Source organism: Nocardiopsis sp. KDC1DS13DA1, assembly GCF_055632325.1.
This window is the reverse complement of record NZ_JBVMUY010000022.1, coordinates 59,544-85,538: the sequence shown is the minus strand read 5'-3', so window position 1 is coordinate 85,538 and position 25,995 is coordinate 59,544. Positions and strand designations below refer to the sequence as shown.

General features: G+C 72.1%; 22 protein-coding genes, 1 pseudogene and 1 riboswitch. Of the genes and pseudogenes, 11 read left to right on the top strand and 12 right to left on the bottom strand.

Going from position 1 to position 25,995, the window contains the following annotated elements; genetic code table 11:
* The 3 genes and pseudogenes from ACTVAJ_RS15390 to gcvT form a co-directional block, all read right to left on the bottom strand.
* Nucleotides 1-150, bottom strand: a pseudogene (locus tag ACTVAJ_RS15390) (serine hydroxymethyltransferase); the annotation flags it as partial.
* A gap of 7 nt (nt 151-157) precedes the next feature.
* Entirely contained in the window at nt 158-538 is a 381-nt protein-coding gene (gene gcvH / locus ACTVAJ_RS15385; RefSeq protein WP_470388834.1) for a glycine cleavage system protein GcvH, read from the bottom strand.
* A 155-nt stretch (nt 539-693) separates the two neighbouring features.
* Nucleotides 694-1,809 (bottom strand): glycine cleavage system aminomethyltransferase GcvT, encoded by a 1,116-nt coding sequence (gene gcvT / locus ACTVAJ_RS15380; RefSeq protein ID WP_470388833.1) that lies wholly within the window; start codon nt 1,807-1,809, stop codon nt 694-696.
* A gap of 143 nt (nt 1,810-1,952) precedes the next feature.
* Nucleotides 1,953-2,053: riboswitch (glycine riboswitch) on the bottom strand.
* Nucleotides 2,054-2,202: 149 nt separating this feature from the next.
* On the opposite strand from gcvT, the gene ACTVAJ_RS15375 reads away from it, so the two are divergent.
* On the top strand, nt 2,203-3,132 hold the full coding sequence (locus ACTVAJ_RS15375; RefSeq protein ID WP_470388832.1) for a penicillin-binding transpeptidase domain-containing protein: 930 nt from the start codon (nt 2,203-2,205) through the stop codon (nt 3,130-3,132).
* Between the two features lie 45 nt (nt 3,133-3,177).
* Here the strand turns inward: ACTVAJ_RS15375 and ACTVAJ_RS15370 are convergent, their stop codons facing one another.
* Nucleotides 3,178-4,206 (bottom strand): Lrp/AsnC family transcriptional regulator, encoded by a 1,029-nt coding sequence (locus ACTVAJ_RS15370; protein ID WP_470388831.1) that lies wholly within the window; start codon nt 4,204-4,206, stop codon nt 3,178-3,180.
* 182 nt (nt 4,207-4,388) lie between these two features.
* Between ACTVAJ_RS15370 and ACTVAJ_RS15365 the strand changes: the two genes are divergently transcribed.
* The 3 genes from ACTVAJ_RS15365 to ACTVAJ_RS15355 are packed head-to-tail and all read left to right on the top strand — an operon-like array spanning nt 4,389 to nt 8,612.
* A complete protein-coding gene (locus ACTVAJ_RS15365; RefSeq protein ID WP_470388830.1) occupies nt 4,389-5,675 on the top strand; it encodes a metal-dependent hydrolase family protein in 1,287 nt (428 codons plus the stop codon).
* 34 nt (nt 5,676-5,709) lie between these two features.
* Nucleotides 5,710-7,311 carry an AbgT family transporter gene (locus ACTVAJ_RS15360; protein WP_470388829.1) on the top strand — a complete coding sequence of 534 codons (1,602 nt, stop codon included), beginning with the start codon at nt 5,710-5,712 and terminating at the stop codon, nt 7,309-7,311.
* Between the two features lie 59 nt (nt 7,312-7,370).
* Nucleotides 7,371-8,612, top strand: a complete 1,242-nt coding sequence (locus ACTVAJ_RS15355) for a metal-dependent hydrolase family protein (RefSeq protein ID WP_470388828.1) — start codon at nt 7,371-7,373, stop codon at nt 8,610-8,612.
* Between the two features lie 79 nt (nt 8,613-8,691).
* Here ACTVAJ_RS15355 and ACTVAJ_RS15350 read toward each other — a convergent pair whose 3' ends face one another.
* A complete protein-coding gene (locus ACTVAJ_RS15350; RefSeq protein WP_470388827.1) occupies nt 8,692-9,753 on the bottom strand; it encodes a 3-deoxy-7-phosphoheptulonate synthase in 1,062 nt (353 codons plus the stop codon).
* A gap of 203 nt (nt 9,754-9,956) precedes the next feature.
* The gene (locus ACTVAJ_RS15345) at nt 9,957-11,675 is read right to left on the bottom strand and encodes an AMP-binding protein (RefSeq protein WP_470388826.1); all 1,719 of its coding nucleotides are present in this window, start codon (nt 11,673-11,675) and stop codon (nt 9,957-9,959) included.
* Between the two features lie 152 nt (nt 11,676-11,827).
* Between ACTVAJ_RS15345 and ACTVAJ_RS15340 the strand changes: the two genes are divergently transcribed.
* The gene (locus tag ACTVAJ_RS15340; protein ID WP_470388825.1) at nt 11,828-12,712 is read left to right on the top strand and encodes a DUF4429 domain-containing protein; all 885 of its coding nucleotides are present in this window, start codon (nt 11,828-11,830) and stop codon (nt 12,710-12,712) included.
* 194 nt (nt 12,713-12,906) lie between these two features.
* Nucleotides 12,907-13,863, top strand: coding sequence for a prolyl aminopeptidase (pip, locus tag ACTVAJ_RS15335; protein ID WP_470388824.1), 957 nt, complete (start codon nt 12,907-12,909; stop codon nt 13,861-13,863).
* A gap of 54 nt (nt 13,864-13,917) precedes the next feature.
* Here pip and ACTVAJ_RS15330 read toward each other — a convergent pair whose 3' ends face one another.
* Nucleotides 13,918-16,104 (bottom strand): DUF4153 domain-containing protein, encoded by a 2,187-nt coding sequence (locus tag ACTVAJ_RS15330; RefSeq protein ID WP_470388823.1) that lies wholly within the window; start codon nt 16,102-16,104, stop codon nt 13,918-13,920.
* Between the two features lie 155 nt (nt 16,105-16,259).
* Between ACTVAJ_RS15330 and ACTVAJ_RS15325 the strand changes: the two genes are divergently transcribed.
* Nucleotides 16,260-16,451, top strand: a complete 192-nt coding sequence (locus ACTVAJ_RS15325) for a ferredoxin (RefSeq protein ID WP_470388822.1) — start codon at nt 16,260-16,262, stop codon at nt 16,449-16,451.
* Here ACTVAJ_RS15325 and ACTVAJ_RS15320 read toward each other — a convergent pair.
* Together ACTVAJ_RS15320 and ACTVAJ_RS15315 are read right to left on the bottom strand one after the other, a co-directional pair.
* Complete coding sequence (locus ACTVAJ_RS15320; RefSeq protein ID WP_470388821.1) at nt 16,435-17,700, bottom strand: NAD(P)/FAD-dependent oxidoreductase; 1,266 nt, start codon at nt 17,698-17,700, stop codon at nt 16,435-16,437. The two genes, ACTVAJ_RS15325 and ACTVAJ_RS15320, sit on opposite strands and share 17 nt — an antisense overlap.
* Nucleotides 17,701-17,751: 51 nt before the next feature.
* Nucleotides 17,752-18,657 (bottom strand): asparaginase, encoded by a 906-nt coding sequence (locus tag ACTVAJ_RS15315; protein ID WP_470388838.1) that lies wholly within the window; start codon nt 18,655-18,657, stop codon nt 17,752-17,754.
* Between the two features lie 399 nt (nt 18,658-19,056).
* On the opposite strand from ACTVAJ_RS15315, the gene ACTVAJ_RS15310 reads away from it, so the two are divergent.
* Nucleotides 19,057-19,971, top strand: coding sequence for a 3'-5' exonuclease (locus ACTVAJ_RS15310; RefSeq protein ID WP_470388820.1), 915 nt, complete (start codon nt 19,057-19,059; stop codon nt 19,969-19,971).
* Here ACTVAJ_RS15310 and ACTVAJ_RS15305 read toward each other — a convergent pair.
* The 3 genes from ACTVAJ_RS15305 to ACTVAJ_RS15295 all read right to left on the bottom strand — a co-directional run bounded on the left by ACTVAJ_RS15305 (nt 19,952) and on the right by ACTVAJ_RS15295 (nt 21,815).
* A complete protein-coding gene (locus ACTVAJ_RS15305; RefSeq protein ID WP_470388819.1) occupies nt 19,952-20,236 on the bottom strand; it encodes a hypothetical protein in 285 nt (94 codons plus the stop codon). The two genes, ACTVAJ_RS15310 and ACTVAJ_RS15305, sit on opposite strands and share 20 nt — an antisense overlap.
* Nucleotides 20,237-20,388: 152 nt before the next feature.
* Entirely contained in the window at nt 20,389-21,048 is a 660-nt protein-coding gene (locus tag ACTVAJ_RS15300) for a TetR/AcrR family transcriptional regulator (RefSeq protein ID WP_470388818.1), read from the bottom strand.
* 92 nt (nt 21,049-21,140) lie between these two features.
* Nucleotides 21,141-21,815, bottom strand: a complete 675-nt coding sequence (locus ACTVAJ_RS15295) for a biliverdin-producing heme oxygenase (RefSeq protein ID WP_470388817.1) — start codon at nt 21,813-21,815, stop codon at nt 21,141-21,143.
* A 453-nt stretch (nt 21,816-22,268) separates the two neighbouring features.
* On the opposite strand from ACTVAJ_RS15295, the gene ACTVAJ_RS15290 reads away from it, so the two are divergent.
* The 3 genes from ACTVAJ_RS15290 to ACTVAJ_RS15280 are packed head-to-tail and all read left to right on the top strand — an operon-like array spanning nt 22,269 to nt 25,910.
* Nucleotides 22,269-23,537 carry a PP2C family protein-serine/threonine phosphatase gene (locus tag ACTVAJ_RS15290; protein ID WP_470388837.1) on the top strand — a complete coding sequence of 423 codons (1,269 nt, stop codon included), beginning with the start codon at nt 22,269-22,271 and terminating at the stop codon, nt 23,535-23,537.
* A gap of 20 nt (nt 23,538-23,557) precedes the next feature.
* Complete coding sequence (locus ACTVAJ_RS15285) at nt 23,558-25,447, top strand: sensor histidine kinase (RefSeq protein ID WP_470388836.1); 1,890 nt, start codon at nt 23,558-23,560, stop codon at nt 25,445-25,447.
* Between the two features lie 28 nt (nt 25,448-25,475).
* The gene (locus ACTVAJ_RS15280; protein ID WP_470388835.1) at nt 25,476-25,910 is read left to right on the top strand and encodes a response regulator; all 435 of its coding nucleotides are present in this window, start codon (nt 25,476-25,478) and stop codon (nt 25,908-25,910) included.
* The last annotated feature ends 85 nt before the right edge of the window (nt 25,911-25,995 follow it).

The window sequence follows — 25,995 nt, the reverse complement described above, 5'->3', positions numbered from 1 at the left end:
GGCTTCCAGGACCGCCCGCGGAGCGAAGTTCTCCGAGGCGATCATCTCCAGGGTGTCGCGCTGGCGCGCCAGCTCGGCGTCGACCGCCGCCGACACCTCCGGATCCAGCTCACTGAGGCTCTGGTTGAGCACGGTCTTGTCGGTCGCCATTGGTGGCCTACTCCTCATCCTTGGTCAGAGCCTGGTACTCCTCGGCGGAGAGCAGGTCGGAGGGCTCCCCGGAGACCCGTGCCCGGAACAGCCATCCGTCGCCGTAGGGGGCGGAGTTGACCGTCTCCGCGGCGTCTTCGAGGGCCTCGTTGACCTCGACGACCTCGCCGTCGACCGGTGAGTAGATGTCGCTGACGGACTTGGTGGACTCCACCTCGCCGCAGGTCTCCCCGGCGGTCACCGCGGTGCCCGGCTCGGGGAGCTCGACGTACACGATGTCGCCCAGCGACTCCGCGGCGAACTCGGTGATCCCGACGGTGGCGACACCGTCCTCGATCCGGACCCACTCGTGTTTGTCGGTGTAACCCAGCTCCGTGGGAACGCTCACTTCGACTCTCCTTGGAGATATACCTTCATCCTGCCGTGCGCCCGTGCGGCGCCCCGGCCCGGCCTACGCCTGGTCACACCCCGTACGTGCCGGTCCCCGGTCGGGGATCCCGCCGTGTGGGGTGGGTGGGCCCCAGGGGTACGGGGCCCGGGCTGTTACGACTGCCGCTTGTAGAACGGCAGTTCGACCACGTCGACGTCCTCGCCGCGTCCGCGCACGTCCACGGTGAACGCGCCGGTCGTGATGTCGAGGTCGCCGTCCACGTAGGCCATGGCGATGGGGCGGCCCAGGGTGGGCGAGGGCGCGCCGCTGGTGGTGGTTCCGACGACGGCGCCGTCGCGCAGGACGTCCTGGCCCTTGCGCAGCGGGCGGCGGCCGCGGGAGACCAGGCCGATGAGGCGGCGTTCGCGGGCGGTGCGCGCGGCCTCCTCCAGGGCGGCCCGGCCGACGAAGTCACCCGGCTTGTCGAACTTGACGACGCGGCCCAGTCCGGCGTCGAAGGGGGTGAGGCCGGAGGTGAGCTCCTGCCCGTACAGCGGCATCCCGGCCTCCATGCGCAGGGTGTCGCGCGCGGAGAGTCCGGCGGGGACCAGGCCGTGCTCGGCGCCCGCCGTCATGAGGGCCTCCCACACGTGCGGTGCGCGGTCGGCGGGGCGGACGAAGATCTCGAACCCGTCCTCACCGGTGTAGCCGGTGCGGGCGAGCAGCACGGGCACTCCGGCCACGGTGTGCTCGTAGCCCGCGTAGTAGCGGATCCCGCCGAGTTCGGCGTCGGTGAGCGGGGCCAGGATGTCCACCGCGCGCGGGCCCTGGACGGCGATCAGCGCGTACTCCGCGGACCGGTCGGTGACCTCGACGTCGAAGCCCTTGGCCCGCTCGGCGAGGGCGTCGGCGACCACGGGGACGTTGGCCGCGTTGGCCACGACGAGGTACTCCTCCTCGCCGAGGCGGTAGACGATGAGGTCGTCCAGGACTCCGCCGTCGGTGGCGGTGATCATGGTGTAGCGGGCGCGGCCGACCCTCACCTTGGACAGGTGGCCGACCAGGGCGTGGTCGAGGGCCTCGGCGGCCTGCGGCCCCGACAGGTGGATCTCACCCATGTGGGAGAGGTCGAAGAGCCCGGCGGCCTCACGGACCGCCTTGTGCTCGGCGGTCTCGCTGGTGTAGCGCAGGGGCATGAGCCATCCGGCGAAGTCGACCAGGGTCGCGCCGGACCGTTCGTGGATCTCGCGCAGCGCTGTCGCGCGTGGCGCGGACGCGGGCTCTGACATGGGCACTCCCGAGAGGATGGGCGTCTGTCGTGCGTGGCGTTGCCATCCTCCCCCTCTGTCATCGGTGCCTGAGAGCTTCACCACGCGCTCGGCGTGGCTTGCACCTTCGGCGAGGGACGCGTGTCCCTGCTTTCCAGAGTGGTCTCGCCCGTACGGTCCAGTGTGCCTGAGAGGTTTCATCGGGGAGGGATTGCTCCTTCGGCGGCCCACATTGGCTACGCGGGCGCTCTCCCGTACGGGGTCAGCAACACGATCAGCCTAGCAGTGGCTGCTCGCGCCGCCCAAGGGTGGCCGATGTCTTACACGGCGCGCGGCCGAAACCGCCCTACGGCGGGGGCACGGCCGTTAGCTTGGGTTCGGTGGAAGAGGCAACCGGCACGTGGGGAGGAACGGGTGGGAACCGGTACCGGGCGGGGGAGACGGACGGCGGTTCCGGTGGGCCGGTCGGCGCTGACGGTCGCGGCGGGCGCGGTGACCGTTCTGCTGGGGACCGCGTGTTCCGCCGCGGTCCCGGAGACCTCCGGGCACGTCCGCGGTGACGCGCGGGCCGTCGACCGGGCGGGCGGCGACGTGCCCTCGGCGGAGCGTGAGGACCTGGAGTGGGTCTTCGACGACGCGGGGGTGGAGGGCACCTTCGTCCTCTACGACACCGGTGGGCGGTCGGCGACCGTCGTCGATCCGCGGGAGGCCCACCGCCGTAGCGTGCCCGCGTCCACGTTCAGTCTGGTCAGCTCGGTGATCGCGTTGCAGACGGGTGCGGTCTCCGACGTCGACGAGGTCGTGCCCCGCGGCGGCGAACCGCGGTCGGCCCCCGGGCGGGAGCGGGACATGAGCATGCGCGACGCCCTGTCCGCGTCCGACGCGCCCGTCGACCAGGAGATCGCGCGCCGGGTCGGTCCTGACCGGATGGCGGCCTGGGTGGACCGGTTCGACTACGGCAACCGTGCGACCGGCGGCGAGACCGAGGTGGACCGGTTCTGGCTGGACGGGCCCCTGGAGGTCACGCCCATGGAGCAGACCGTGTTCCTGGCGAGTCTGGCCCACGCGGAGCTGCCGGTGGAGGGGCGGCACCAGCGCGCCGTGCGCGAGATCGCGATGGTCGACGAGTTCGGCGGCCACACACTGTTCGCCAAGACCGGGTGGGGTGGGACCGTGGACCCCTCTCCGGGCTGGTGGGTCGGCTGGGTCGAGCACGGGCAGGACGTGCACACCTTCGCCCTGCGGATGGAGATCGAGGACGAGTCGCAGTTGGAGCTGCGCGAGCGGCTCGGGCGGGAGCTTCTGGTCGAGCTCGGCGTGCTCCCACCGGAGTCCGCCGTCTGAGGTTGCCGTCCCCGGTGGCCGAGCGCGGCGGCCGCCCGGTACCGGTCAGACGGGGACCTCCCGGTGCAGCCGTACCGGGACCGTCCGGGAGTAGTGCTGGGACGCGTCCATCAGGTTTCCCATGAACTTGAAGGTGTGCAGGACCATCCGGCGGTCGGCGATGCGCAGCCCCGGCAGCTCCTCCGACAGGCGACGCTCCACCCGGGTCAGGTCCGGGGCCGAACGCAGCCAGACGATGAAGTGCGTGTTCTCCGGGCCCGCGATCGTGCTGCACAGACGCAGTTCGGGGACGCGCTCGCCCAGGTCCCGCGCGGACTCCAGGACCCGGTCGTCCACCGACCCCCACAGCACCGCCGCGGTGGGCCAGCCCATCTCCGCGCGGGCGATGTCGCACCGCAGGCCGAGGACGCCCTCGCGCAGCAGCCGGTTGAGCCGCCGCGCCGCGGTGGTCGGCGCGATCCCCAGCCGCTCGGCGATGGGGTGGTAGCCCAGGCGGCCGTCGACGCACAGCAGGTCCACGATCCGCTGGTCGAGCGCGGTGACCCGTCCGCTCAGCGGCTCGGACCGCCCGTTGGCCTGCGCCAGTTCCCGCAGTCGGCGGCGCTGGACGGCGGACAGGGCGCCGACCTGCCAGCGGTGCGCCTCCGTGTGCACGCCGGTCACCATGTGCACGCGGTAGGAGACGACGTCGGGGAAGCCGCCGATCCAGCGCAGGAGGTAGTGGGCCAGCCCCTCTCCCGGCGCGACCGTGAGCAGGAGCTGGTGGGATCCGGCCGTGAACTGGATGCTCAGGGTGTCGGGGTTCTCGGCCAGCGCGGCGGCGACGTCCTCGACGGTGCCGTTGCGGCAGGTCAGCTCCACGTACGCCATGCTCCGCTCGGCCAGTGACTGCCGTCGGGGAAACGCCGTGATCCGTGCCAGGCCCTGCTCCTCCAACCGCCGCCACCGCCGGGCGAGCGTCGTGGGGTCCACGTCCAGGATCGGCGCGAGTTCGCTCCACGAGGCGCGCGGCGCCAACTGGAGCGCGTTGACCAGGGACAGGTCGAACTCGTTCAGAACGGTTGATTCCTGCATAGTGATCCGCTCTCAAACTCTTTTCCTGTGTTTCCAGGATTCTAAGCAGAGGTCGACATAGGTTGCCGCAGAGCCAGGAAAGCCACCTGAACAGCGTGTTTCAGCTTTGTTACTCGCCTGGGGGGCTCTGATTTCGGATAGCGGAAGGCCCGGGAAGCCGGGTCGTGGAGAAGGGGTCGACAGTGGCACCGGTGCCCTCGGGGGAGAGGATCGTCGTCGTCCGTAACGGGACGGTGGTGGACGGGACCGGAGCCGGACCGCGCCGGGGCTGGGCGGTCGTGGCACGGGACGGTCGGATCGACTGGATGGGGCCGCGGGAGCAGGCTCCCCGGGTGGGCGGGCCCCACCGGGAGGTCGACGCTCGGGGCGGCACGATCCTGCCGGGGTTCGTCGACGCCCACACGCACCTGACCATGTCCGGGGACGGCATGAACCCCGCCCATCTGGTCGACCAGCCGCCGCACTACGGTTACTACACCGCGATCCCGCGGCTGCGCGCCACCCTCGACGCCGGGGTCACCACCGTCCGCGACCTGGCAGGGCTCGACCTGGCGGTGGTCAGGGCGGTCGAGGACGGGATCGTTCCCGGCCCCCGGATCATCACCGCCTACCGCGCCCTGGGCCCCACCGGCGGCCACGGCGACTTCCGCACCTGCTGCGGTTTCGACTACGGCGCGGTCATGGGCCCCGACGGCGGCGTCTCCGTGCTCACGGACGGGACCGCCGAGGCGCTGCGCAACACCCGGGAGGTCATGCGCAAGGGGGCCCGGGTCATCAAGGTCATGGCCAGCGGAGGTGTGTGGAGCCCCTCCGACACGCCCTGGCACGACGGCCTCAACGTCGAGGAGATGGCCGCGGTCGTACGCGAGGCGGCCGCCCACGACGTCCCCGTCGCCGCCCACGCCCAGAGCGCCCGCGGCATCCGCAACGCCCTCACCGCGGGGGTCACCAGCGTCGAGCACGGCTACGAGATCGACGCCGAGGGCATCGACATGATGGGCGAGCGCGGCGCGTTCCTGGTCCCCACCCTGTCGACGGCGACCACGCCGCCCGACCCCACCCGCTCGGCCGCCTACGCGGTCGCCAAGAAGCTCAGGCTCCAGGAGCACCTCGGCGAGAACATCTCCGCCGCCGTCCGAGCCGGGGTCAGGGTCGCCCTCGGTACGGACTCCGGTATCTGCCCGCACGGTCGCAACCTGCGCGAACTCGCCCTGCTCGTCGAGCACGGGATGACGCCCGAACGCGCCCTGCGCGCCGGTACCAGCGAGGCGGCCGACCTCCTGGGCCTGGCCGACGAGATCGGCACCCTGGAGGTCGGCAAGCGTGCCGACGTCGTGGTCTGCACGGGCGACCCCACCGCCGACATCACGGTTCTGGGCGACCCGGACAACGTCACCGCGGTCGTCAAGGACGGTGTCGTCCACAAGGACGCCACCACCCGCCGATCCCCCTCCGGGGTCTCGGCCTGATCCCCCCGTTTCCCGTTCCCAGGTAGGTGAACCCATGAGCGCTCCGAGCCCACGACCGGACACCAGCGCCGAGGAGACCGCTCCCCGGCCCGGCCGCCTCGCCCGCGTGCTGGACGGTGTCGAGCGCGTCGGCAACCGCATCCCCGACCCGTTCGTCCTGTTCCTCCTGCTGTTCGCGATCGTCGCCGTCGTGTCGTCGATCATGGCCGCCGCCGGAGCCACCTACGAGGTGCCGGGCGGGGACGAGGGGCCCCAGGAGATCCGCGGCTTCCTCAGCTCCGAGGGGCTGACCTGGCTGAGCACCAACCTGGTCGCGAACTTCGTCGGGTTCCCGCCGCTGGGCGTGGTGCTGACCGTCCTGCTCGGCGTCGGCCTCGCCCAGCGGACCGGGCTGCTCAACGCGCTGGTGCGCAAGGCGTTCGGCGGCGCCCCGGCGTGGCTGCTGCCCTACGTCGTCGCGCTTGTCGCGGTCGCGGGCAGCATCATGAGCGACGCGGCGATGGTGGCGGTCCCCCCGTTGGCCGCGCTCGTCTTCAAGGCGGCCGGGCGGCACCCGGTCGCCGGCCTGCTGGGCGGCTTCGCCGTCGCCACCGCGGCCTTCAGCTGCAGCCCGTTCATCACCAGCACCGACGCCCTGCTGTCCGGAATCACCTCCACCGCGGCCGAGGCGGTGGACATCGGTACCGAGGTCACCCCGGTCTCCAACCACTTCCTGACCTTCACCATCGCGATCCTGCTCAGCGTCGCGGGCGGGTTCGTCATCGACCGTGTCCTGGAGCCGTCCCTGGTCCGGGCCAAGGTCAGCCGTGAGCAGGTCCAGACTGAGGGCGCCAACGCCCAGGACCGTCCCGACCTGAGTATGGACCCGGAGCTGACCAGCGCCGAGCGCCTGGGCATGCGCTGGGCCGGGGTCTCCCTGCTGCTCGTCCTCGCCGGTGTCCTGCTGGTCACCCTCCCCGCGGGCGCGCCGATGCGCAACGAGGAGGGCGGCTTCCTGCCGAGCTCTCCGCTGCTCGGGTCGGTCGTGTTCCTCGTCTTCCTGGCCCTGGCGGTCCCCGGCGTGGTCTACGGCCTGGTCACCCGCACCATCACCTCCGGCGCCGACGCCGCCAGGATGATGGGCCACACGATCAGGGAGATGTCCAACTTCATCGTGCTCGCCTTCGTGATGGCCCAGTTCCTCCAGTTGTTCAACTGGACCGGGCTGTCGACGTGGATCGCGATCAAGGGCGCGGAGGCGCTGGAGGCCACCGGGTTCACCGGTTTCGGCGCCATCGTGTGCTTCATCCTGCTCGCCTTCCTGGTCAACCTGTTCGTCATCTCCGGATCGGCCCAGTGGGCGCTGTTCGCGGCCGTGTTCGTGCCGATGTTCGCGCTGCTGGGGTACGAGCCGGGTTTCGTCCAGGCGGCCTTCCGGATCGGCGACTCCACCTCCAACGTGCTCTCGCCGCTCAGCCCCTACGTCGTGATCATCCTCGGGTTCCTGCGCGCCTACGAGCCGAGGGCCGGGGTCGGCACGGTCATCGCCAGGGCGCTGCCGTTCTCCCTGGTGTTCCTGGTCCTGTGGACCATCGTCCTGGCGTTCTTCTACTTTGCCGGGATCCCCGTCGGGCCGGGTATGGACGCCCGTATCTGACATCCACGGCCCCTCCCCGGGCACCCGTTTCCACGACATCCCAGACAAGGAGGCACGCCATGACCGGCGGCCGGACCCTGTACCGAGACCTGACCCTCGTCGACGGCACCGGCGCGGCCCCGGTCGCCGACGCCGCCGTCGCCGTCCAGGACGGTGTCGTCACCTACGCCGGACCGGCGGCGGGGGCGCCCGAGACCGCGCCCGGGGACCGGACCGTGCCGCTGGGCGGGCGGACCCTGCTGCCCGGGTTCATCGACACCCACGTCCACCTGGGTATGGAGGACAGCAGGGAACTGCTCAACAACGCCCTGGACCGCACCCGCAGCCTCCACGCGTTCGAGACCGCCGACCGGATGCGCCGCACCCTGGACGCCGGGGTCACCACGGTGCGCGACCTCGGCGGGGCCGACGCCGGGTTCCGCCAGGCCCAGGAGCGCGGCCTGGTGCGCGGCCCGCGCATGCGGGTGGCGCTGCGGCTGATGAGCCACACCGGCGGACACGCCGACTTCACCCTGCCGTCCGGGGTCAACCCGCACGAGTGCGGTGGGCACTCGGTCGCGGAGATCGCCGACTCCCCGCAGGAGGCGCGCGTGGCGGCGCGCCGGCTCATGCGCGACGGCGCCGACGTCATCAAGGTGTGTGCCACCGGCGGTGTCTCCAGCCCGTCGGACACCCCTGAGGACGAGGGGCTGACCGTCGAGGAGATCGCCGCGGTCGCGGAGGAGACCGCGCGGCACGGCGGCCGTCCCGTCGCGGCGCACGCCCAGGGCGCGGCCGGGATCCGCAACGCGGTGCGGGGCGGGGCCACCAGCGTCGAGCACGGCTACCTGGTCGACGACGAGGGCATCGACCTCATGCTCGACCGCGGCACCTTCCTCGTTCCCACCCTGGCCACCTTCGACTTCGAGGACCGCGTCCACCTGATGTCTCGCAAGGCCGTGGAGACCAAGCGGGCGCTGGCCGACCGCGCCTTCGAGCGGGTGTCGGAGGCGCTGCGCCGCGGGGTCCGGGTGGCACTGGGCACCGACGCGGGCATCTCCCCGCACGGCGCCAACCTGGCCGAGCTGCGGCACCTGGTTGCGGTGGGGTTGACCCCCATGCAGGCGATCCTCGCCGGGACGCGGGACGCGGCGGACCTGCTCGGGGCGGGCGACACCCTGGGCACGGTCGAGGCGGGCAAGACCGCCGACCTGGTGGTGTGCGACGGCGACCCGCTGGCCGACGTCGCACTCCTGGGCGACCCGGACCGCGTGGTCCTGGTCGTGCAGGGCGGGGAGACGGTCAAGGACATCCGTCCCTGATCCACGGCCCGGCCCGCCACGGTACGACGCGGGGCCCGGCACGCCGGGCCCCGCGTCGTGTTCTCTCGCCGTGCGCGGTTCAGACGGTGTTCTTGCGGCGCTGGCGCACGGCCTCGGCCAGCTCGGACAGCACGTGCTCGGTGGTCTCCCACCCCATGCACTTGTCGGTGATGGACTGGCCGTAGGTCAGCGCGGCCGGGTCCCCCAGCTTCTGGGCGCCCTCCACGATGAAGCTCTCCAGCATGACGCCGACGATGCCGGTCTGCCCCCCGGCGACCTGTTCGGCGATGGCGGAGGAGACACCGGGCTGGCGGGCGTGGTCCTTGCCGCTGTTGGCGTGGCTGGCGTCGATCATCAGCCGGCGCGGCAGGTCGGCCCGGCCGATGACGTCGAGCGCGGCCCCGACCGGTTCGGCCTCGAAGTTGGGGCCGCTGCGCCCGCCGCGCAGGATGACGTGGCAGTCGGGGTTGCCGTTGGTGACCACGACCGACCCGGCGCCGGTCGGGTCGACGCCGAAGAACGTGTGCGAGGCGGCGGCCGCGCCGACGGCGTCGACGGCGACCTGGACGTCGCCGTCGGTGCCGTTCTTGAAGCCGACCGGGGTGCTCAGCCCGCTGCTCAGCTGGCGGTGCACCTGGCTCTCGGTCGTGCGGGCGCCGATCGCGCCCCAGGTCACGGCGTCGGCGATGTACTGGGGGGTGATCGGGTCGAGGAACTCGGTGCCCGCGGGCAGCCCCAGCGAGTTGATGTCCAGCAGGAGCTGGCGTGCGGTGCGCAGGCCGTGGTGGACGTCGTAGGTGTCGTTCAGGTGGGGGTCGTTGATCAGGCCCTTCCACCCCACCGTGGTGCGCGGCTTCTCGAAGTACACGCGCATGACGATGCACAGGTCGTCGCGCAGGGAGGGCACGAGGCCGACCAGGCGCCGGGCGTAGTCCATCGCCGACTCGGGGTCGTGGACCGAGCAGGGTCCCACGACCACCAGGAGGCGGTCGTCCTCCCCGTCGAGTACCCGCTTGACCTCGGCGCGCGCCTCCTCGACCAGGGAGTTGCGCTCGTGGCCCAGCGGCAGTTCCCTGAGCAGGTCCCCGGGGGCGATGAGCGGCTGGTAACTCGCCACCCGTGTGTCGTTGGTGCTCGGCATCGTGTTCCCCTCGGTCCCTGGCTCGGTGCTGGCTGTCGCCGCGACTGACAGTAGCGCGGTCTGGGGCGGCCGGACGCGGTCGTGCGCGGTGTCGGTGCCGATGTGGGGAATGGGAAACACCACACCAACGGTGCGTGGAAAAGATTCGTCTCATCATGTGGGACGACAATTCCCGGAGTCATTCCGTTCCGAGGGGTCAGAGATCAGTCCTTCAGCCCCGGAAGGTCCTCTTCCCAGAACTCGCGCGGGTTGCGCTGGCCGTCGGTGGCCGTGCCGCGCTCGGCCTCGGCCCGCCGCAGTTGTACACGTCGGATCTTACCCGAGACGGTCTTGGGGAGATCGGTGAACTCCAGGCGGCGCACCCTCTTGTAGGGGGAGAGGCGTTCGCGGGCGTAGATCAGGATGGCGCGGGCGGTGTCCGCGTCCGGGGGCACGCCCTCGGCCAGGGCGATGTAGGCCTTGGCGACCGACAGGCGCAGCGGGTCGGGCGAGGGGACGACCGCCGCTTCGGCGACGAATTCGTGTTCGACGAGCACGCTTTCGAGTTCAAATGGTGAGATGCGGTAATCCGATGCCTTGAACACATCGTCGATCCGGCCGATATAGGTAATGTAGCCGCGCGCGTCCCGGGCGGCGAGGTCGCCGGTGTGGTACAGGCCGCGCCGGGTCACGTCGCGGGTCGTGTCGGGACCGTCGGCGTACCCCGTCATCACCCCCACCGGGTCCCCGGACAGGTCGACGCAGATCTCCCCGGTGTCGGCCGGTTCGTCGGTGGTGGGGTCGGTGAGCGCGATGTCGTAGCCCGGCAGCGGGCGGCCCATCGACCCCGGAACGACGCTCTGCCCGGGGGCGTTGCCGACGAGCATGGTCGTCTCCGTCTGCCCGAACCCGTCGCGGACGGTGATCCCCCAGGCGTCGCGCACCCTGTCGACCACCTCCGGGTTGAGCGGCTCGCCCGCGGCGAGCGCCTCGCGCAGCCCCACCTTCCACGAGGCCAGGTCGGTCTGGATGAGCATGCGCCACACCGTGGGCGGTGCGCACATGGTGGTCACGCCGCAGCGGACGACCTCGCCCAGCAGCCGTTCGGCGTCGAAGCGCTCCTGGTTCACCACCAGGACGGTCGCCTCGGCGTTCCAGGGGGCGAACACGCTGCTGTAGGCGTGCTTGCCCCACCCGGGGGAGGAGATGTTCAGGTGGATGTCGGCGGGCTGGACGCCGAGCCAGTACATCGTCGACAGGTGCCCGACCGGGTAGGAGCTCTGGGAGTGGGAGACCAGTTTGGGCCGGGAGGTCGTGCCGGAGGTGAAGTACAGCAGAAGGGGGTCGTCGCTGCCGGTCGGGTGCGGCGGGGTGAAGTCCAGGGCGGCGTGCTCCGAGTCGGGGTAGCTGAGCCAGCCGTCCATGTACCCGACGCAGACGCGCGTCCAGTGGCCGCGCAGGTGCGCGAACTTCTCGGTGTCGGCGGGGGAGCACACCACGTGCGCGACGTCGCCCCGGTCCAGCCGGTCGACCAGGTCGCTCTCGGTGAGCATGGGCGCGGTCGGACAGACGACGGCGCCGAGTTTGATCGCCGCGAGCGTGGTCTCCCACAGTTCGACCTGGTTGCCGAGCATGAGCATGATCCGGTCACCTGTGCGCACGCCCTGGCCGATCAGCCAGTTGGCCACCTGGTTGGAGCGCTCGGACAGGTGCCGGTAGGTGTACCTGGCCTCCGTCCCGTCCTCCTCGACGATCCACAGGGCGGTCCGGTCGGGGATGGTCTCGGCCAGTGCGTCGAAGTAGTCCAGGGCCCAGTTGAACCGGTCGGGCCGGGGCCAGCTGAACTCCCGGTGCGCTCTGGGCTGGTCCTCGCGGTGCCGGAGCAGCAGGTCACGGGCGGCCCGGAACTCCGCCGCGCCCGCGGCGGCCCTCTCTTTCGACATCGTCGGCGACCTCCGGTTCGGGAACGGTGGACGGGGCCCGCCCGTCCGGGTGCTCGGCCCGCGTGGGGCGCTGGGAACGCTGTGCCCAGCAGGTTCTACCCGGTAAGGGCGCGGGCGACGCCTGCGGGCCGTGGACCCGTACTATGGGCCGCATGGAGGAACTGCGCGGACACCACGGAACCTGGCGACTCGACGAGGAGACGGTTCGGCTCAGGTTCGCGTCGGGGCGCAGGGTTCCCACTCTGCTCAGGCACCTGGGTGAGTGCGTGGTTCCGCTGGCGGCGGTACGCGAGGTCGAGTTCGACCGCGGTGACCGCAAGCACGGGTGGCGGCTGCGGCTGTGGTTGGTCGACGGCGCCGACCCGTACGCGAACCTCGGCGTGTCCGGCCGGGACGGGACGACCCCCCTGCTGCTCACCGGCCCGCACGACGGGGAGCTCCTCGCCGAGTACGTCGCCGACAAGCTCATGTCCACGGCCGCGCTGGCCCGTGCGGCCGCGGACGGGTCCCCCGACCCGCGCGAGGTGGCCCGGGGACTGGTCGCCCGCCCGCCCTTCCAGGCCCGTACGGCGGAGGGGACGGCCACCTTCGACGGCACCCGTGTCCGGTTCCAGTGGGACGGCCTGTTGGCCGGTTCGGCGAAGGAGAAGGAGAAGGCGCGCGAGTTCCGGCTCGCCGAGATCGCCGAGGCCCGCTGGCTTCCGCCGGTCGACCTGACCGAGGGTCTGCTGCGCATCGACATGCGCGGCGTGACCGCCTCGGAGACCACCGACAGCGAGCACGACCTGTGCACCCTGGCCTCCCACGGAGCCAAGGGCAGCGACGAGACCCTCCTCATGGCGGCGACCATCAACGCCCACCTCGCCCCGGCACCGGAGGCGGCGGCGCTGCCCGGCGCCGTTCCCGCCCCCTCGCCCGAGCAGGGTGCGGAGACGATCCTCTCCACCATCCGTGAGCTGGGGCGGCTCCACACCGAGGGGCTGCTCACCGACGAGGAGTTCAGTGCCAAGAAGGCCGAGCTCCTCGGGCGTCTTTGACCCTGGTCCAGCAGCTCACCGGCCCGCGCGAAGCTCGGGGGCCGGAGGGCGGGCCTCCTCGTCCCCGGCGGTGCCCGCCGCCCGTTCCCCGCCGGCGGCCTGCCCGCGTCCCACGGGACCCGGCACGCCCCCGCACGTTTGCCCCAGCCTCCGGACGACCGTCCGGCGTCTCGCACCAGGAAAGGTCACAAGCCTTGCGCACCCTGTACCCGCCCATCGACCCGTACGACTCCGGAATGCTCGACGTCGGTGACGGCCACCAGGTCTACTGGGAGTTGTGCGGAAACCCCGCGGGCAAGCCCGTGGTGTTCCTGCACGGCGGCCCCGGAGGGGGCTGCAACCCGGCCCACCGGCGGTTGTTCGACCCGGAGCGGTACCGTGTCCTGCTCTTCGACCAGCGCAACTGCGGCCGGTCCACCCCGCACGCCAGCCGGATGGACTCCGACCTGTCCACGAACACCACGTGGACGCTGGTGGAGGACATCGAGCGCCTGCGCGAGATGATCGGCGTGCCGACGTGGCAGGTGTTCGGCGGGTCCTGGGGCAGCTGCCTGGCGCTGGCCTACGCGCAGACCCACCCCGAACGGGTCAGCGAGCTGGTCCTGCGGGGGATCTTCACCCTGCGCGACGAGGAGCTGCGCTGGTTCTACCAGCAGGGCGCGTCCATGCTCTTCCCGGACCTGTGGGAGTCCTACCTCGCGCCGATCCCCGAGGAGGAGCGCGAGGACCTCATCGCCGCCTACGCTCGGCGCCTCAACGCCCCCGAGCGCGACGTGCGCCTCGCGGCCGCCCGCGCGTGGAGCGTCTGGGAGGGGTCCACGGTCACCCTGTTGCCCAACGAGGAGATCCGGACCCAGCACTCCGACGAGGACTACGCGCTGGCGTTCGCGCGGATCGAGAACCACTTCTTCACCAACCGTGGTTTCCTGACCCCGAACCAGCTCATCGACGGCGCGGAGAAGATCCGGCACATCCCCGGGGTGATCGTCCAGGGGCGCTACGACGTCTGCACTCCCGTCCACACCGCCTACGACCTGCACAGGGCCTGGCCGGAGGCGGAGTTCCACATCGTCGACGACGCCGGGCACGCCTACAACGAGCCCGGGATCCTCGACCGGCTCATCGAGGCCACGGACCGCTTCGCCGGCTAGCGGCCGGTCCGGGTTCCGGGCGTGCGTCGCCCGGAACCCGGCACCGCGGCCGTGTCAGTCCAGGTAGCGGTCGAAGCAGGCCGCTTCGAGCTGGTCGGCGGAGCCGACCGCGCCCAGCTCGGCCAACCGCTGCCGCCCCCGCTCCCGGGACAGGTTCCACGAGGCCAAGCCCTCGCGGTCGGGGTCCTCCAGACGTTCCCTGAGTTCCAGGACCGCGCAGTCCCGGTCGTCGCCCTCCAACGCCATGAGCCCGGGGACCGCGTCGGCGGACAGGCTTCTCAGATACCAGGTGTCGACCGTGGCCAGGTCGAGGTCCTGGTGGCTCTCGGCGATGCGCAGGTCCGGGTTCCCGTAGGCGAACACGACCAGTGCCACCGCGGAGAGGGCGACCGCGGCACGCGGGAACCAGGCGGTGGACCTGCCGAGCGTGTTGACCAGACCCGCCACCGCGACCAGGACGAACACCGCGCCGCTCCACAGGATCCACGCCTCGGCGCTGGCCCGCATGCGCGTCAGCCCGAAGACGTCGATGTAGAGCTGGAGACGCATCATCGCCGAGGCGAGGATGACGAGGGTGAGCAGGCACAGCAGACCGAGCAGGACGTTGCGCGTGGTTCGCACGGCCCTCCCCCGGGCCGGGACCAGCGCCGTGGCCAGCGCGATGACGCCCAGGACCAGGAAGCTGACCAGGACGAGCTGGAAGAAGCCCTGCCGGGCGTACTCGGCGTAGATGAGTCCGGTGACCGACTGGACGTAGTCGTCGCCGCCGAACATCACCGCGCCCTGCACCGCGACGAACGCCGTGAACAGCGCGATGAGGGAGCCGAGCGGGATGCTCCAGACCCACGTCGGCCAGTTCGGTCCGGAGGAGGCGGTCGGGACCGGTCCGTGGTGTCGGTAGCCGGGCTCGGGGCGCCGCCGGGCGGCCAGGACGGCCGAGGCCGTGAACAGGACGGCCAGGGCGGCGCCGAGCAGGCGGAGGATCACCGTTGCGATGTCCAGGTTCTGGAACGGCCGGGTCAGGTAGCTGGCGAACACGGGGTCCGCGAAGGCGAAGAGCACACCGAAGACGACCAGCAGCAGGACGGTGACGACCGCGGTGAGCACGGCGGGGCCGACGAGCCCCCGGGCCCGGCCGGAGCGCAGGGAGTCGAACAGCAGGCGTGGGCTCGCCGGAAGGTGCCGCAGGAGCGCCAGGCTTCCGGAGAGCACACCGGCGGGTCCGCGTCGGAAGGCCGGGTTGCGGACGGCGAAGGCCAGCGAGGCCAGGAGGAAGGCACCGGTCAGGGTCCACACGAGGACCCAGCCCGCGTCACGGACGGCGGCGGTGGCCAGCAGCGCGGTGGCGAGCACGCCGAAGACCGCCGACCAGGCCCGGCTGTAGCGTTCGGGTTCCGGTTCGGGTGCGGGAACCACGGGCTGGAGGGCCGGTGCGGGGGCCCCGGAAGCGGGCCCGGTCCAGTGGGGGTGCCGCTGCGGGTACTGCGGCCAGGGGTGGTGTCCCCACCCGGTGCCGTACGCCCCGGAACGGTGGGGGCCGTCACCGGGACCGGGCGGCCAGGGGGCACCGCCGGGTCCCTGGGGGTGGTGCGGAGGGTGCGCCCGTGCGTTCTCGGCGGCTGCGCCGGATTCGGAGGCTTCCCGGGGCGTGTCCGTTCCGTCGCCCTGCTGGGGAGCGACGGTCTCGCAGGTCGTCTGGGAGTCCTCGGGATGCGCCGCCTTCCGGGCCTCGGTGTCCTCACCGCCATCAGCGTCCCCGGGGGCTTCGGGGGTGGCCGCGTCTGATGCGGGAGACTCCCGCGCCGTCGCGGCTTCGGCGGTCTCCCCGGCATCGGCGGCCGCTTCGTGTTCTTCGGCCTCGGCCGTTGAATCCGCCCCCCCGACTCCCGTGTGCTCCGGAGGACCAGCGGACTCCTCGGAGCCGTCTTCCGCGACGGCGGGCCGCGCCATGAGGGCGGCGAGTGCCGTCAGCACCGCCGCCGCACCGGTGACGACCAGTCCGATCCCCGGTCGGTTCAGCGTGGCGAGCAGAGCGGCGACGGCGCCGACCGCCAGTACCGCGACGGGGAACCAGCCCGGTGCCCGGGGCATCGGGGGTCTGGGCCTGAGGTGGGGCGGGTGGGCGAGCGGGGCGTAGGGCGGGTGGGCGAGCGGGTCGTGGGGCGGGTACCCCACCGGAGCCGTCCCCGGGGGGTAGCGCCCCGGTCGTGCCGCCTGTGCCGTGTCCCTGTTCGCGTTCAACGTGTCCCTCTCCTCGACTCGGGCGCGTGTTCCGGGGGGTGGGACCGCGAGGGCGCGGAGAAGGTTCCCGCGGTACGTGCCGGAGGTCCCGCGGTACGGGCACGGTGCGGCACTAGAGTCGAGGCACCCGCAGTCCGCGCGAGGAAGGGACAGCCATGCGAGTCGAGGTCGACTTCGACCAGTGCGAGAGCAACGCCCTGTGCATGGGGGCGGCTCCCGAGGTCTTCGAGGTCAGGGACGACGACTACCTCTACCTGCTCACCGAGGAGCCGTCCGCCGACCTGCATGGGAAGGTGCGCGAGGCCGCGCGCCTGTGCCCCAAGCAGGCCATCACCGTGAAGGACTAGCTCCCGCGGCGGTCAGCGCCTCGTCCCATGTCGTGGGCTTCTCCAACAGGCCCCGGTAGCGCATGGTGCGGGGTGTTGACCGCAGTCCCAGCACTCCGGTGAGCATGCCGCCGCGGCCCAGGAAGGCCACGAACTTCCGGTCCTCCGGGGAGCCGTGGACGAAGGCGACCTCATCGGCGGGCGCGCCCTGTCCGAGCAGCTGGATCTTCATCTTGTACTGGTCCGACCAGAAGTAGGGGACCGGGGCGAAGGGGGTGCGGCCCCCGCCGGCGAGGAGGTTGTGCGCGGCCGCCGCGCCCTGCTGGCTGGCGTTGGTCCAGTGCTCCAGTCTGACCCTGCCGCCGTGGCGCGGGTGCGGCCAGTTGGCCAGGTCGCCGACGGCGTACACGTCGGGAACGGACGTCGCGGAGAACGCGTCACAGGCCACCGCGCCGTCCGGGAGCAGTTCCACGCCCGAACCGCGCAGCCACTCGGTGTTCAGGTGGACGCCCAGGCCGGCCACCACCAGGGACGCCTCGACCGACGACCCGTCCGCCAGCCGGACGCGTTCGACGCGGTCGGCGCCCTCGAACCCGGTCACGCCGACCCCGAGGCGCACGTCGACCCCGTTCTCCCGGTGCAGCTCGGTCAGGACCCGTCCGATCCTGGGGTCGATCGCCCGGGTCAGCGGTGTCGGCGCCGCCTCGACCAGGGTCACCTCCATGCCCACGGCGCGGGCGCTGGCCGCCACCTCCGCGCCGACGAACCCCGCCCCGACGACCACGAGGCGACCCCCCGAGTCGAAGGCGGCGCGTACGGCCTCGGCGTCGTCGAGGGTACGCAGGACGTGTACGCCGCCGAGGGCCGTGTCGGGGCGCCGGGCCCGCGCGCCGCTCGCGATCACCAGGCCGTCGTAGCGCACCGTCCCGGTGCCCTCCGGGCCCGTCACGGTGACCCGGCGCGCCCGGGTGTCGAGTCCGACCGCCCGGGTGCCCAGGCGAAGGTCCAGCCCCAGGGCGTCCACGTCGGCGTCGTCGCGCAAGCGGAGGGCGCGGTGGCCCACGAGCCAGCCGGGCCCGCCGTTGGACGGGTCCATCCCGACCCCGGTCAGGACCTCCTTGGACAGCGGCGGCCGTGAGTAGGGGCGGTACGGTTCCTCGCCGACCAGCGTGAGCCGACCGTCGAAGCCCTGCTCCCGCAGTGCCTCGGCGGCGTGCAGCCCCGCCATACCGGCGCCGACGATGACGATGTCCTTGAGGGTGTCCGGCACTGTGGTGCCCTTCCGAGGTCGAGTCCCACCCGGGTCGGATGCCCGCCCGGTCTACAGCGCGCGGACCTCTCCGACGGGCGCGCCGCCGCCGTGGATCTCCACGCGCAGTCGGTCCTGGACGGGGGAGACGTCCACACCGATGGTGCGCAGCGCGTCGAGTGCGACCAGGGTACGCGCCCGCTCTTCGGCGTCGCCGTCGCTGATCTTGACCGCGACGGTCTCGCCGGTGGGGGCGCCGATGAGGTGCACGCCGTCGGCACCGATCTTGGCCACCATCCCCGGAACCCGGGTCATCAGGTCGGTGTCGATCCGGTCGGTGCCCGACACGTACTCGGGGTGGGCGCTCATGGCGTCGGTGACGGCGCGGGCCTGGCCGCCCTCGGGGGAGGTGCGCATCCGCCACAGGCCGCGGGCCAGCCCGACCAGGGAGACGGCGAGCTGGGGCGCTCCGCACCCGTCGACGGCGGTGTGCGCGACCTGTTCTCCGGTCAGCTCCTCGATGGTCTCGCGCACGAGGACCTGGAGCGGGTGCTCCGGGTCGAGGTAGTCGTCGGTGCTCCAGCCCTGCTGGACGCAGGCGGAGAGCATACCCGCGTGCTTGCCGGAGCAGTTCATGAGGAGTCGTTCCGGCTCACGGCCCGCGCGCAGGAACGCCCGGCGCGCCGCGCGTCCGCCGGGGATGTCCGCGGGGCACCGCAGCGCGTCGGGGGTGAGCCCGGCCCCGGCGAGGATGCGTTCGGCCTCGGCGGCGTGCAGGTCCTCGCCGCCGTGGCTGCCCGCGGCGATGGCCAGGGAGGGGCCCGCCAGCGGGGCGCCCGCGCGCAGCATGGCCAGGGCCTGGAAGGGCTTGGCCGCCGAGCGGGGGAACATCGGCTGGTGGACGGGCCCGCGGGCGACCGCGACGTGCCCGGAGGCGGACAGGGCGACCACCGCGCCGTAGTGGACGCTCTCACGCATACCGGAGCGGGTGACCTCGGCGAGGGGCACGTACTCCGGGTGCGGGCTCAGCGTCGGCCGCGGGCTCTGCGACGAAGGCGTCGGCTGAGGGTGGTGGGCGACGGGTGGGCGGGACATGCGGGCTCTCCTCGCCGTTGAGGTTCAGGTGCGCGGGGAGTGTCCATTTTTCCGTGGACACGAGTAAGAACGTTACATAATGCACCTTTCTTCCGCTCCCGGGGTGGGATCGACCACCCTCGCCGACCCTCTGTTCCCGCTCACACGGGCACCGCGGGCGGTACCGCTCGGACGGCCCCGCGGACGACCGTGGGACCGGTGCGTACGGGGAGTAGGGTCGGTTCGAGCACGGACCGGACCGAACGCCGGTGGGCCGGCGGTGACGAGGGAGTGGAGCACGCGATGGGAACGCTGCGGATGGGCGCGCTGACCCGGAGGCGGGGCGGCCTGCGGGCGGCGGACCTGGAGTACGCGGTGCTCGACACCGAGACGACGGGCCTGGACCCGGGCACGGGTGCCCGCGTCGTCGAGATCGCCGTGGTGCGCGTACGCGGCGACGGCACCGTGACCGAGGAGTTCAGCACGCTGGTCGACCCGCGCACCGAGGTGGCCGGGCAGGAGTTCCACGGCATCGGCGACAGCGACACCGTCGGCGCCCCCACCTCGGCCCAACTCGTGCCCAAGCTGACCGAACTCATCTCCGGTGCGGTTGTGGTCAGCCACAACCTGGACTTCGAGCGGCGCTTCCTGGCCTCGGAGCTGATTCCGGCGGGGCTCCCCGCCGGGCAGTCCGGCCTGTGCACACTGCGTGCCCTGCGCTCCCAGCTCGACCTGCGGCGGTACTCGCTCGCCCGGGCCTCCCACGCGCTCAGCGGTGAATGGCCGACCGGGCAGCACACCGCCTTGGGCGACGCCCGGGCCTGCGCCAAGCTGCTCGCGGAACTGCTGGCCAACGCGCCCGGTGAACTCCGCTACAGCGGCCCCGAACCGCGGGTCCTTCCGGTCTCCGGTGCGGTGGCCGCCTCGGACCCGGTGCGGTGGAAGCCGCGTACGAGCACCGTGCCCGGCGGACTCGCGCCGCTGCGTCCCTGGCCGTCGTGCTGGCGGGCGGTGGAGTTGGACGCGGAGTCGTGCGGGGGCGCGTTCGACGTCCGGGCCCGCACGGAGGCGGAGTCGGCGGCCCACCGCGGCAGCCGTCTGCGCGCGCGGCTGGCCACGGCCGCGGCGGTGACGGGCGGGGTGGCCGCGACGGCCGTCGGCGGACTGCTCGTGCGCATGGCGGGTGAGTCCGGCGGCCTCAGAGGCCGGAGAGGGTGAGGAAGAACGCCACGATCAGCGCGCTGCCCCCGACCGCCGTGCACAGGGCGCGACCCTGTTCGGTGAGCCGCGCCGAGACCAGCCGGATCCGGGGTCGTGCGCCGGTCCGGGCCGTGGCCGCGCCGCGCCGGGTGACGGTGCTCCCGCCCGCGGAGGCGGCGCCGCGGGCGGCGGTGGGACGGCCCGGCGCCACGTAGCGGGGCACCTTGTTGAACAGCGCGAGCGCCACCAGGGCGGCGCCGGACAGGATCAGCACGGGGGTCACGTCGGGGAGGGCCTCACGACTCGGCGGGGTGGTCGGGCGCCCGGGAGGGGCGGGCAGCCCGATTCTCACCGAAGGCACCGACACGTGGCGAGTCGGTCGTCCCGGGCGGGGTTGACCGATCGGGTTACGGACCCTCCGTTATCGCACTGTGCTCACGGGCGCGCACCATGGGTCACGGTGCGCCCTGATCGCGGCAGGATCGTGTCGACGGTTTCGGGCGCCACCCCCAGCGCCCGGAGGACGAACCGGGTGACGAGCGCGTGGGTCTCGTCGAGGTCGATCTCCCCGCTGACGAGCGGGATGCGCTGGGACCCCACCATGGACAGGGTGAGCCGCGCGGTCGCCTCGGCCGGCAGCGGATCGAACTCGCCGGCGGCGGTGCCCTCCTCCAGGATCCCGGTGAGCAGGCGCTGCATGGGCGCCACGTGCGCGGCGAGCGCCTGGTAGGCGTCCGGGCCGAGGCTGGCCCCGAGCTCGGCCGCGGGCGGATGCGGGTGGGCGACGATGCCTTCGAGCTGGAGGCGGACGAACGCGGAGACCCTGCGCGCGGCCGACACGCCGGACGGGAGCTCGCGTTCGTACTGGTCGACGAACGCGCGGCTGACCTCCTCGGTGAAGGCCAGGAGCAGCGTGGCCTTGTCCGGGAAGTAGTTGTACAGGGCCGTGCGGGTGATGCCCGCGGCGTTGGCCACGTGGGTCATGGACACGCGGTCGATCCCCTGTGAGCGGATCAGCTCGTCGACGGCCGCCATGATGCGCTCCCGTGTGCGGGCACGGTGCGCGGCGATGGTCGGTGCCGTGATCTTGGGCATCCTCCTATGGTGTCACGCGCCGGCGCCCCCGCGGTGCGCGCTGCGGGGGCGCCGGCGCGCCCGGTGCGGCCGCCGCGGTGCCGGGGACTCGCCTACCGTTCCGGCCACACGCGGCCCAGGTCGGCCAGGACCTCGGTGTTGAGCTGGTAGGCCAGGCGGGTCTCGCGGACCAGGCGGTCGGCGGCGGCCGGTCCCAGGTGCAGGGAGTCGAGCCGTTCGCGGTAGCCGGAGCGGAACCGGGGCAGGCTGCCGAGTTCGTCGAAGACGTAGAAGGACAGGCCCTCGTGGGTGAGGCCGTAGGTTCTGGCGGCCACCTGGCGGATGAACTGGCCACCGGACACGTCGCCCATGTACCGCGTGTAGTGGTGGGCGACGAACCCCTCGGGGTGGTCGGCCATCTGCTCGATGCGCGCCACGTAGGTGCGGGTGGCCGGAGTGGGGCTGATCCGGTCGCGCCACCCGGGGCCGAGCAGGTGCTCCAGGTCCCGGACGAGCGCGGGCACACGCGGGAGTCCGGGGTGGTGGAACCGGCCGGCCACCGGGTCGTCCGCCAGCGCGCGGCCGAGGTCCTCCAGGGCCGCGTAGGCGAAGTAGTGCTGCGCCACCATCGCCGTGTAGCCGTCGATCGGGAGTGCGCCGTCCAGGAGGGCCCGGGTGAACCCGTGGTGCTCCGCCGCCTCGTGGTCATCCCGTGTCGCGGCCCTGAGCCGTTCGGAGAACGGAACCCCGGCGTCCTGGGGTGTGGTGGCCTGGGCCGTCGCGTTCATCCGGGATGCCCACCTTCCGTGTCGAGAATTTCATGACATGATGTCATCAACACGGGATGACGTGTCAAGAGGTATACGACACAGCGTCAGATAAATTGCCCATACACGCCCGGGCAGAGCGGAACATCACATCCTGCATGTTCTTCTGCACGCGCATCGGCGCGTGCCGAAACCCTTTGCAGTGGGCCTGCACGTGCACCACCGGGCACTTCCAGCGGCTCCCACGTGCGGCGGAGGAGCGGACCCCGGGTACACCGACGTTGGATGTGTCTCGTCACGCCCGCTGGTCAACAGGTCGCCATGGCGTTTATCGTTTGGGTGTCGTGCGGGTCCGAACCGCCGCGAAGACCCGGGGCGTCCGACCCTGGGACACGCGGTGCGGCAGCGCCCCACGGATCAGCAGATCAAAGGCGATGAGTGGATACCAGGAGAACAGGGCACGATCCCGCGACGGTGATCGGCGACGAGGCGGCCAGCGCCGCCACCCCACACGGCGCCGCCGCGTACGACGGCGCCGCCCTCGGTGACGACGCCGCCCCGACCCATCGTCTGGAGGCCCCCGTCGAATCGGTGCACGTCCTGCTCGTCGAGGACGATCCGGGCGACGCCCTCCTCGCCGAGGAACTTCTCACCGACACCCCCCTGGCCACCCGCATCACGTGGGTTCCCACGCTCGAGGACGCCCGCGCGCACCTCAAGGACTTCCGCGGCTGCGTCCTGCTCGACCTCAACCTTCCCGACGCCCAGGGCCTGGACCTGCTGCGCGAGGTGCTCCAGAGCGCGCCCTCGGCCGCCGTCGTCGTCCTCACCGGCCTCGACGACGAACACGAGGGTGTGGCCGCCGTCGCCGCCGGCGCCCAGGACTACCTGGTCAAGGGCCAGGTCGACGGTTCCCTCCTCGGCCGCAGCCTGCGCTACTCACTGGAGCGCCGCCGCGCCGACGACAACGCCCGGCAGCTGCACGAGGCCCGCATGCGCGCCCGCGAGAACACGCGCCTCGAACGCGGCCTCCTGCCCCAGGTGCTGCTCCAGGACTCGCCCCTGAGCCACCGCGCCTACTACCGGCCGGGCCGCAAACGCGCCGTGGTCGGCGGGGACTTCTACGACGCGGTCGAGAAGAACGGCACCACCCACCTCATCATCGGCGACGTCAGCGGCCACGGCCCGGACGAGGCCGCCCTGGGGGTGAGCCTGCGCATCGCCTGGCGCACCCTCGTCATGGCCGGGGTCGCCGAGGAGCGGGTCCTGCCGAACCTGGAGGAGATCCTGGTCAGCGAGCGGGCCCAGGAGGAGATGTACGCGACGCTGTGCATGGCCAGCCTGGACACCGGGACCGACCGCGTCCGGGTGCGCGTCCTCGGCCACCCGCCGCCCCTGGTCATCCAGGACGGCTCGGTGGTGGAGGCCCAGGCCTCACCGCAGCCGCCGCTGGGCGTCTTCCCCGTCGAACAGGCCGACGTCGACGAGGTCGTCCTCCCGGTGGGCGCGAGCATGCTCCTCTACACCGACGGCCTCGTCGACGCCTACGACGGCGGCCCGCCCGCGCGCCTGGAGGTCGCGGGTCTGCGCCGGATGGTCAGCGGTGTCCTCGACCAGGGGGTTCCCCCCAGCCTCCTGCCCGAGCACGTGGTGGACGAGGCCGAGCGCAGCAACGGCGGTCCGCTCCAGGACGACGTGGCGATACTGCTCATCACGCACGGCGCGGACGGAGACACGGAGTGAGCCGTACCGAGGAGGCGGCCGTGGAGTCAGAGGTGAACGAACCCCGACGATCTCCGGGAGCACCGGTCGGCGGAGTCCTGTTCGTGGACGGTCTGCCGCGCGGACTGGCCGGACCGCGCACCTCGTGGAGCCTGCGCCGCCGTGTCACCAGCCTGCTGACCGTGGTCGCGGTCGTGCTGGTCACGGCCGTGTCGGTGATCACCCTGGCCGCGCTCAACGCCCGTGACTCGCTCACGTTGCAGGTGGACTCGCTGACACCGGCCGTGAACGCCGTCGAACAGACCCGCTCGGCCTACCTCAGCCAGGACCACGCCCTGCGCGGCTACATCCTCACGCAGGACCGCGAGTTCCTGGCGCCCTACGTGGAGGCCAACGTCGCGCTGCTGGACAACCGCGCCGACCTCGCCGTCCTGGCCGAGGACAACCCCGCCGTGGCCTCCAACGTCGAGGACCTGCTCGCCGCAGGGGAGGAGTGGACCACCGAGTTCGCCGAGCCCGTCCTGGAACAGGTGAGCAACGGGCAGACCCCCTCCCAGGAGGACCTCCAGAACGGCCGGGTGCTCTTCCTGGAGCTCAACCGGGTCAGCGACGCCACCAACCAGCAGCTCCAGAGCGAGATCGACGCGGCCCGCACCGGGTTGACGACGGCCACGCAGCAGGTCGTCGCGCTGCTGGTCCTGGTCGGTCTGGTCGTGGTGTTCCTGTCGGTGTTCCTGTGGGTCATGCTCCAGCAGTGGGTGCTGCGTCCGCTGGAGGAGCTCGCCGGGCACATGAAGCAGGTGTCGGAGGGCTACTACGCCCACCGCATCAGCCTGCACGGGCCGCCGGAGATCGTCCGCCTGGGCCGGGACGTGGACGCCATGCGCGAACGCATCGTGCACGACCTCGACGAGGTGGCCAACGCGCGCCGCACGCTCCAGGAGCAGTCCACGCTCCTGGAACACCAGACCGAGGAACTGCGCCGCTCCAACCTGGAGCTCGAACAGTTCGCCTACGTCGCCTCCCACGACCTCCAGGAGCCGCTGCGCAAGGTGGCGAGCTTCTGCCAGCTGCTGCAACGCCGGTACCACGGACAGCTCGACGAGCGCGCAGACTCCTACATCGACTTCGCGGTCGAGGGAGCCAAGCGCATGCAGACCCTCATCAACGACCTCCTGGCCTTCTCCAGGGTCGGCCGGACCAAGGACTTCGCGTCCGTGGACCTGGACGTGGCGCTGGGTGACGCGCTGAGCAGCCTGTCGACCAGGTTGGAGGAGGCGGGCGCCGAGGTCAGCAACGACCCCCTGCCCACGGTCCAGGGCGACCGCACACTGCTCACCCAGGTGTTCTTCAACCTGGTGGGCAACGCCGTGAAGTTCCGCGCGGAGGAGGACCCGCGGGTCCACATCAGCGTCGAGCGCGACGGCGACGAGTGGGTGTTCTGCTGTGCCGACAACGGGATCGGGATCGAACCGCAGTACGCCGAGCGCATCTTCGTGATCTTCCAGCGGTTGCATACCCGTGACAAGTACACGGGAACGGGCATCGGCCTGGCGATGTGCAAGAAGATCGTGGAGTTCCACGGCGGTCGGATCTGGTTGGAGACCGACGACGGGTCGCAGGACACCGGGCGGACCGGAACGCGCATATGCTGGTCCCTGCCCGCGGACCCCGAAGAGGACGTGACGGCCGACACGGGAACCGTCGAGGACGTCAGCGACGATATCGGGGACGAGGGGGCGGAGGACGCCGGAGCCACGACCGCGGACACGGGCGTGGAGCCGGCACCGGCGGCCGCGCTGCGGCCCGCGGGCACCGACGCCTCCGGAGTGGAGGACGCGGAGCCGGGCGGCAGGCCCGGCGGGACGTCCTCCGTCCGGTCCGTCACCGATGGCGGTACGGTTCCCCCCGGTGACGGGGCGGGGCCCTGAACAGGGGTCTGGAAGCTTGAGCGAGGTCATGTTGGTGCATCCGATAGAGGTGCTGCTGGTCGAGGACGACCCCGGGGACGTCCTCATGACCAAGGAGGCGTTCGAGGAACACAAGCTGGGCAACCGGCTGCACGTGGTCTCGGACGGCGTGGAGGCCCTGCGGTTCCTGCGCAGGGAGGGCGAGTACACCGACGCGCCCCGCCCGCACCTGATCCTGCTGGACCTCAACCTCCCCCGCAAGGACGGCCGCGAGGTCCTGGAGGAGGTCAAGGCCGACGACGAACTGGCGCACATCCCCATCGTGGTGCTGACGACCTCCGAGGCCGAGGAGGACGTGCTGCGCAGCTACCGCCTGCACGCCAACGCCTACGTGCCCAAACCGGTGGACTTCGAGCAGTTCATCAGGGTGGTCCGCCAGATCGACGACTTCTTCGTCACCGTGGTGCGCCTGCCCAAGGGGTAGGCGGTGTTCGCCGTGGCCCTTCGCCTGGCCGCGGTCCGTGTCCGGGTGCCCGGAAAGCCGGGGCGGCGGAGGCCCACGAGGGCAC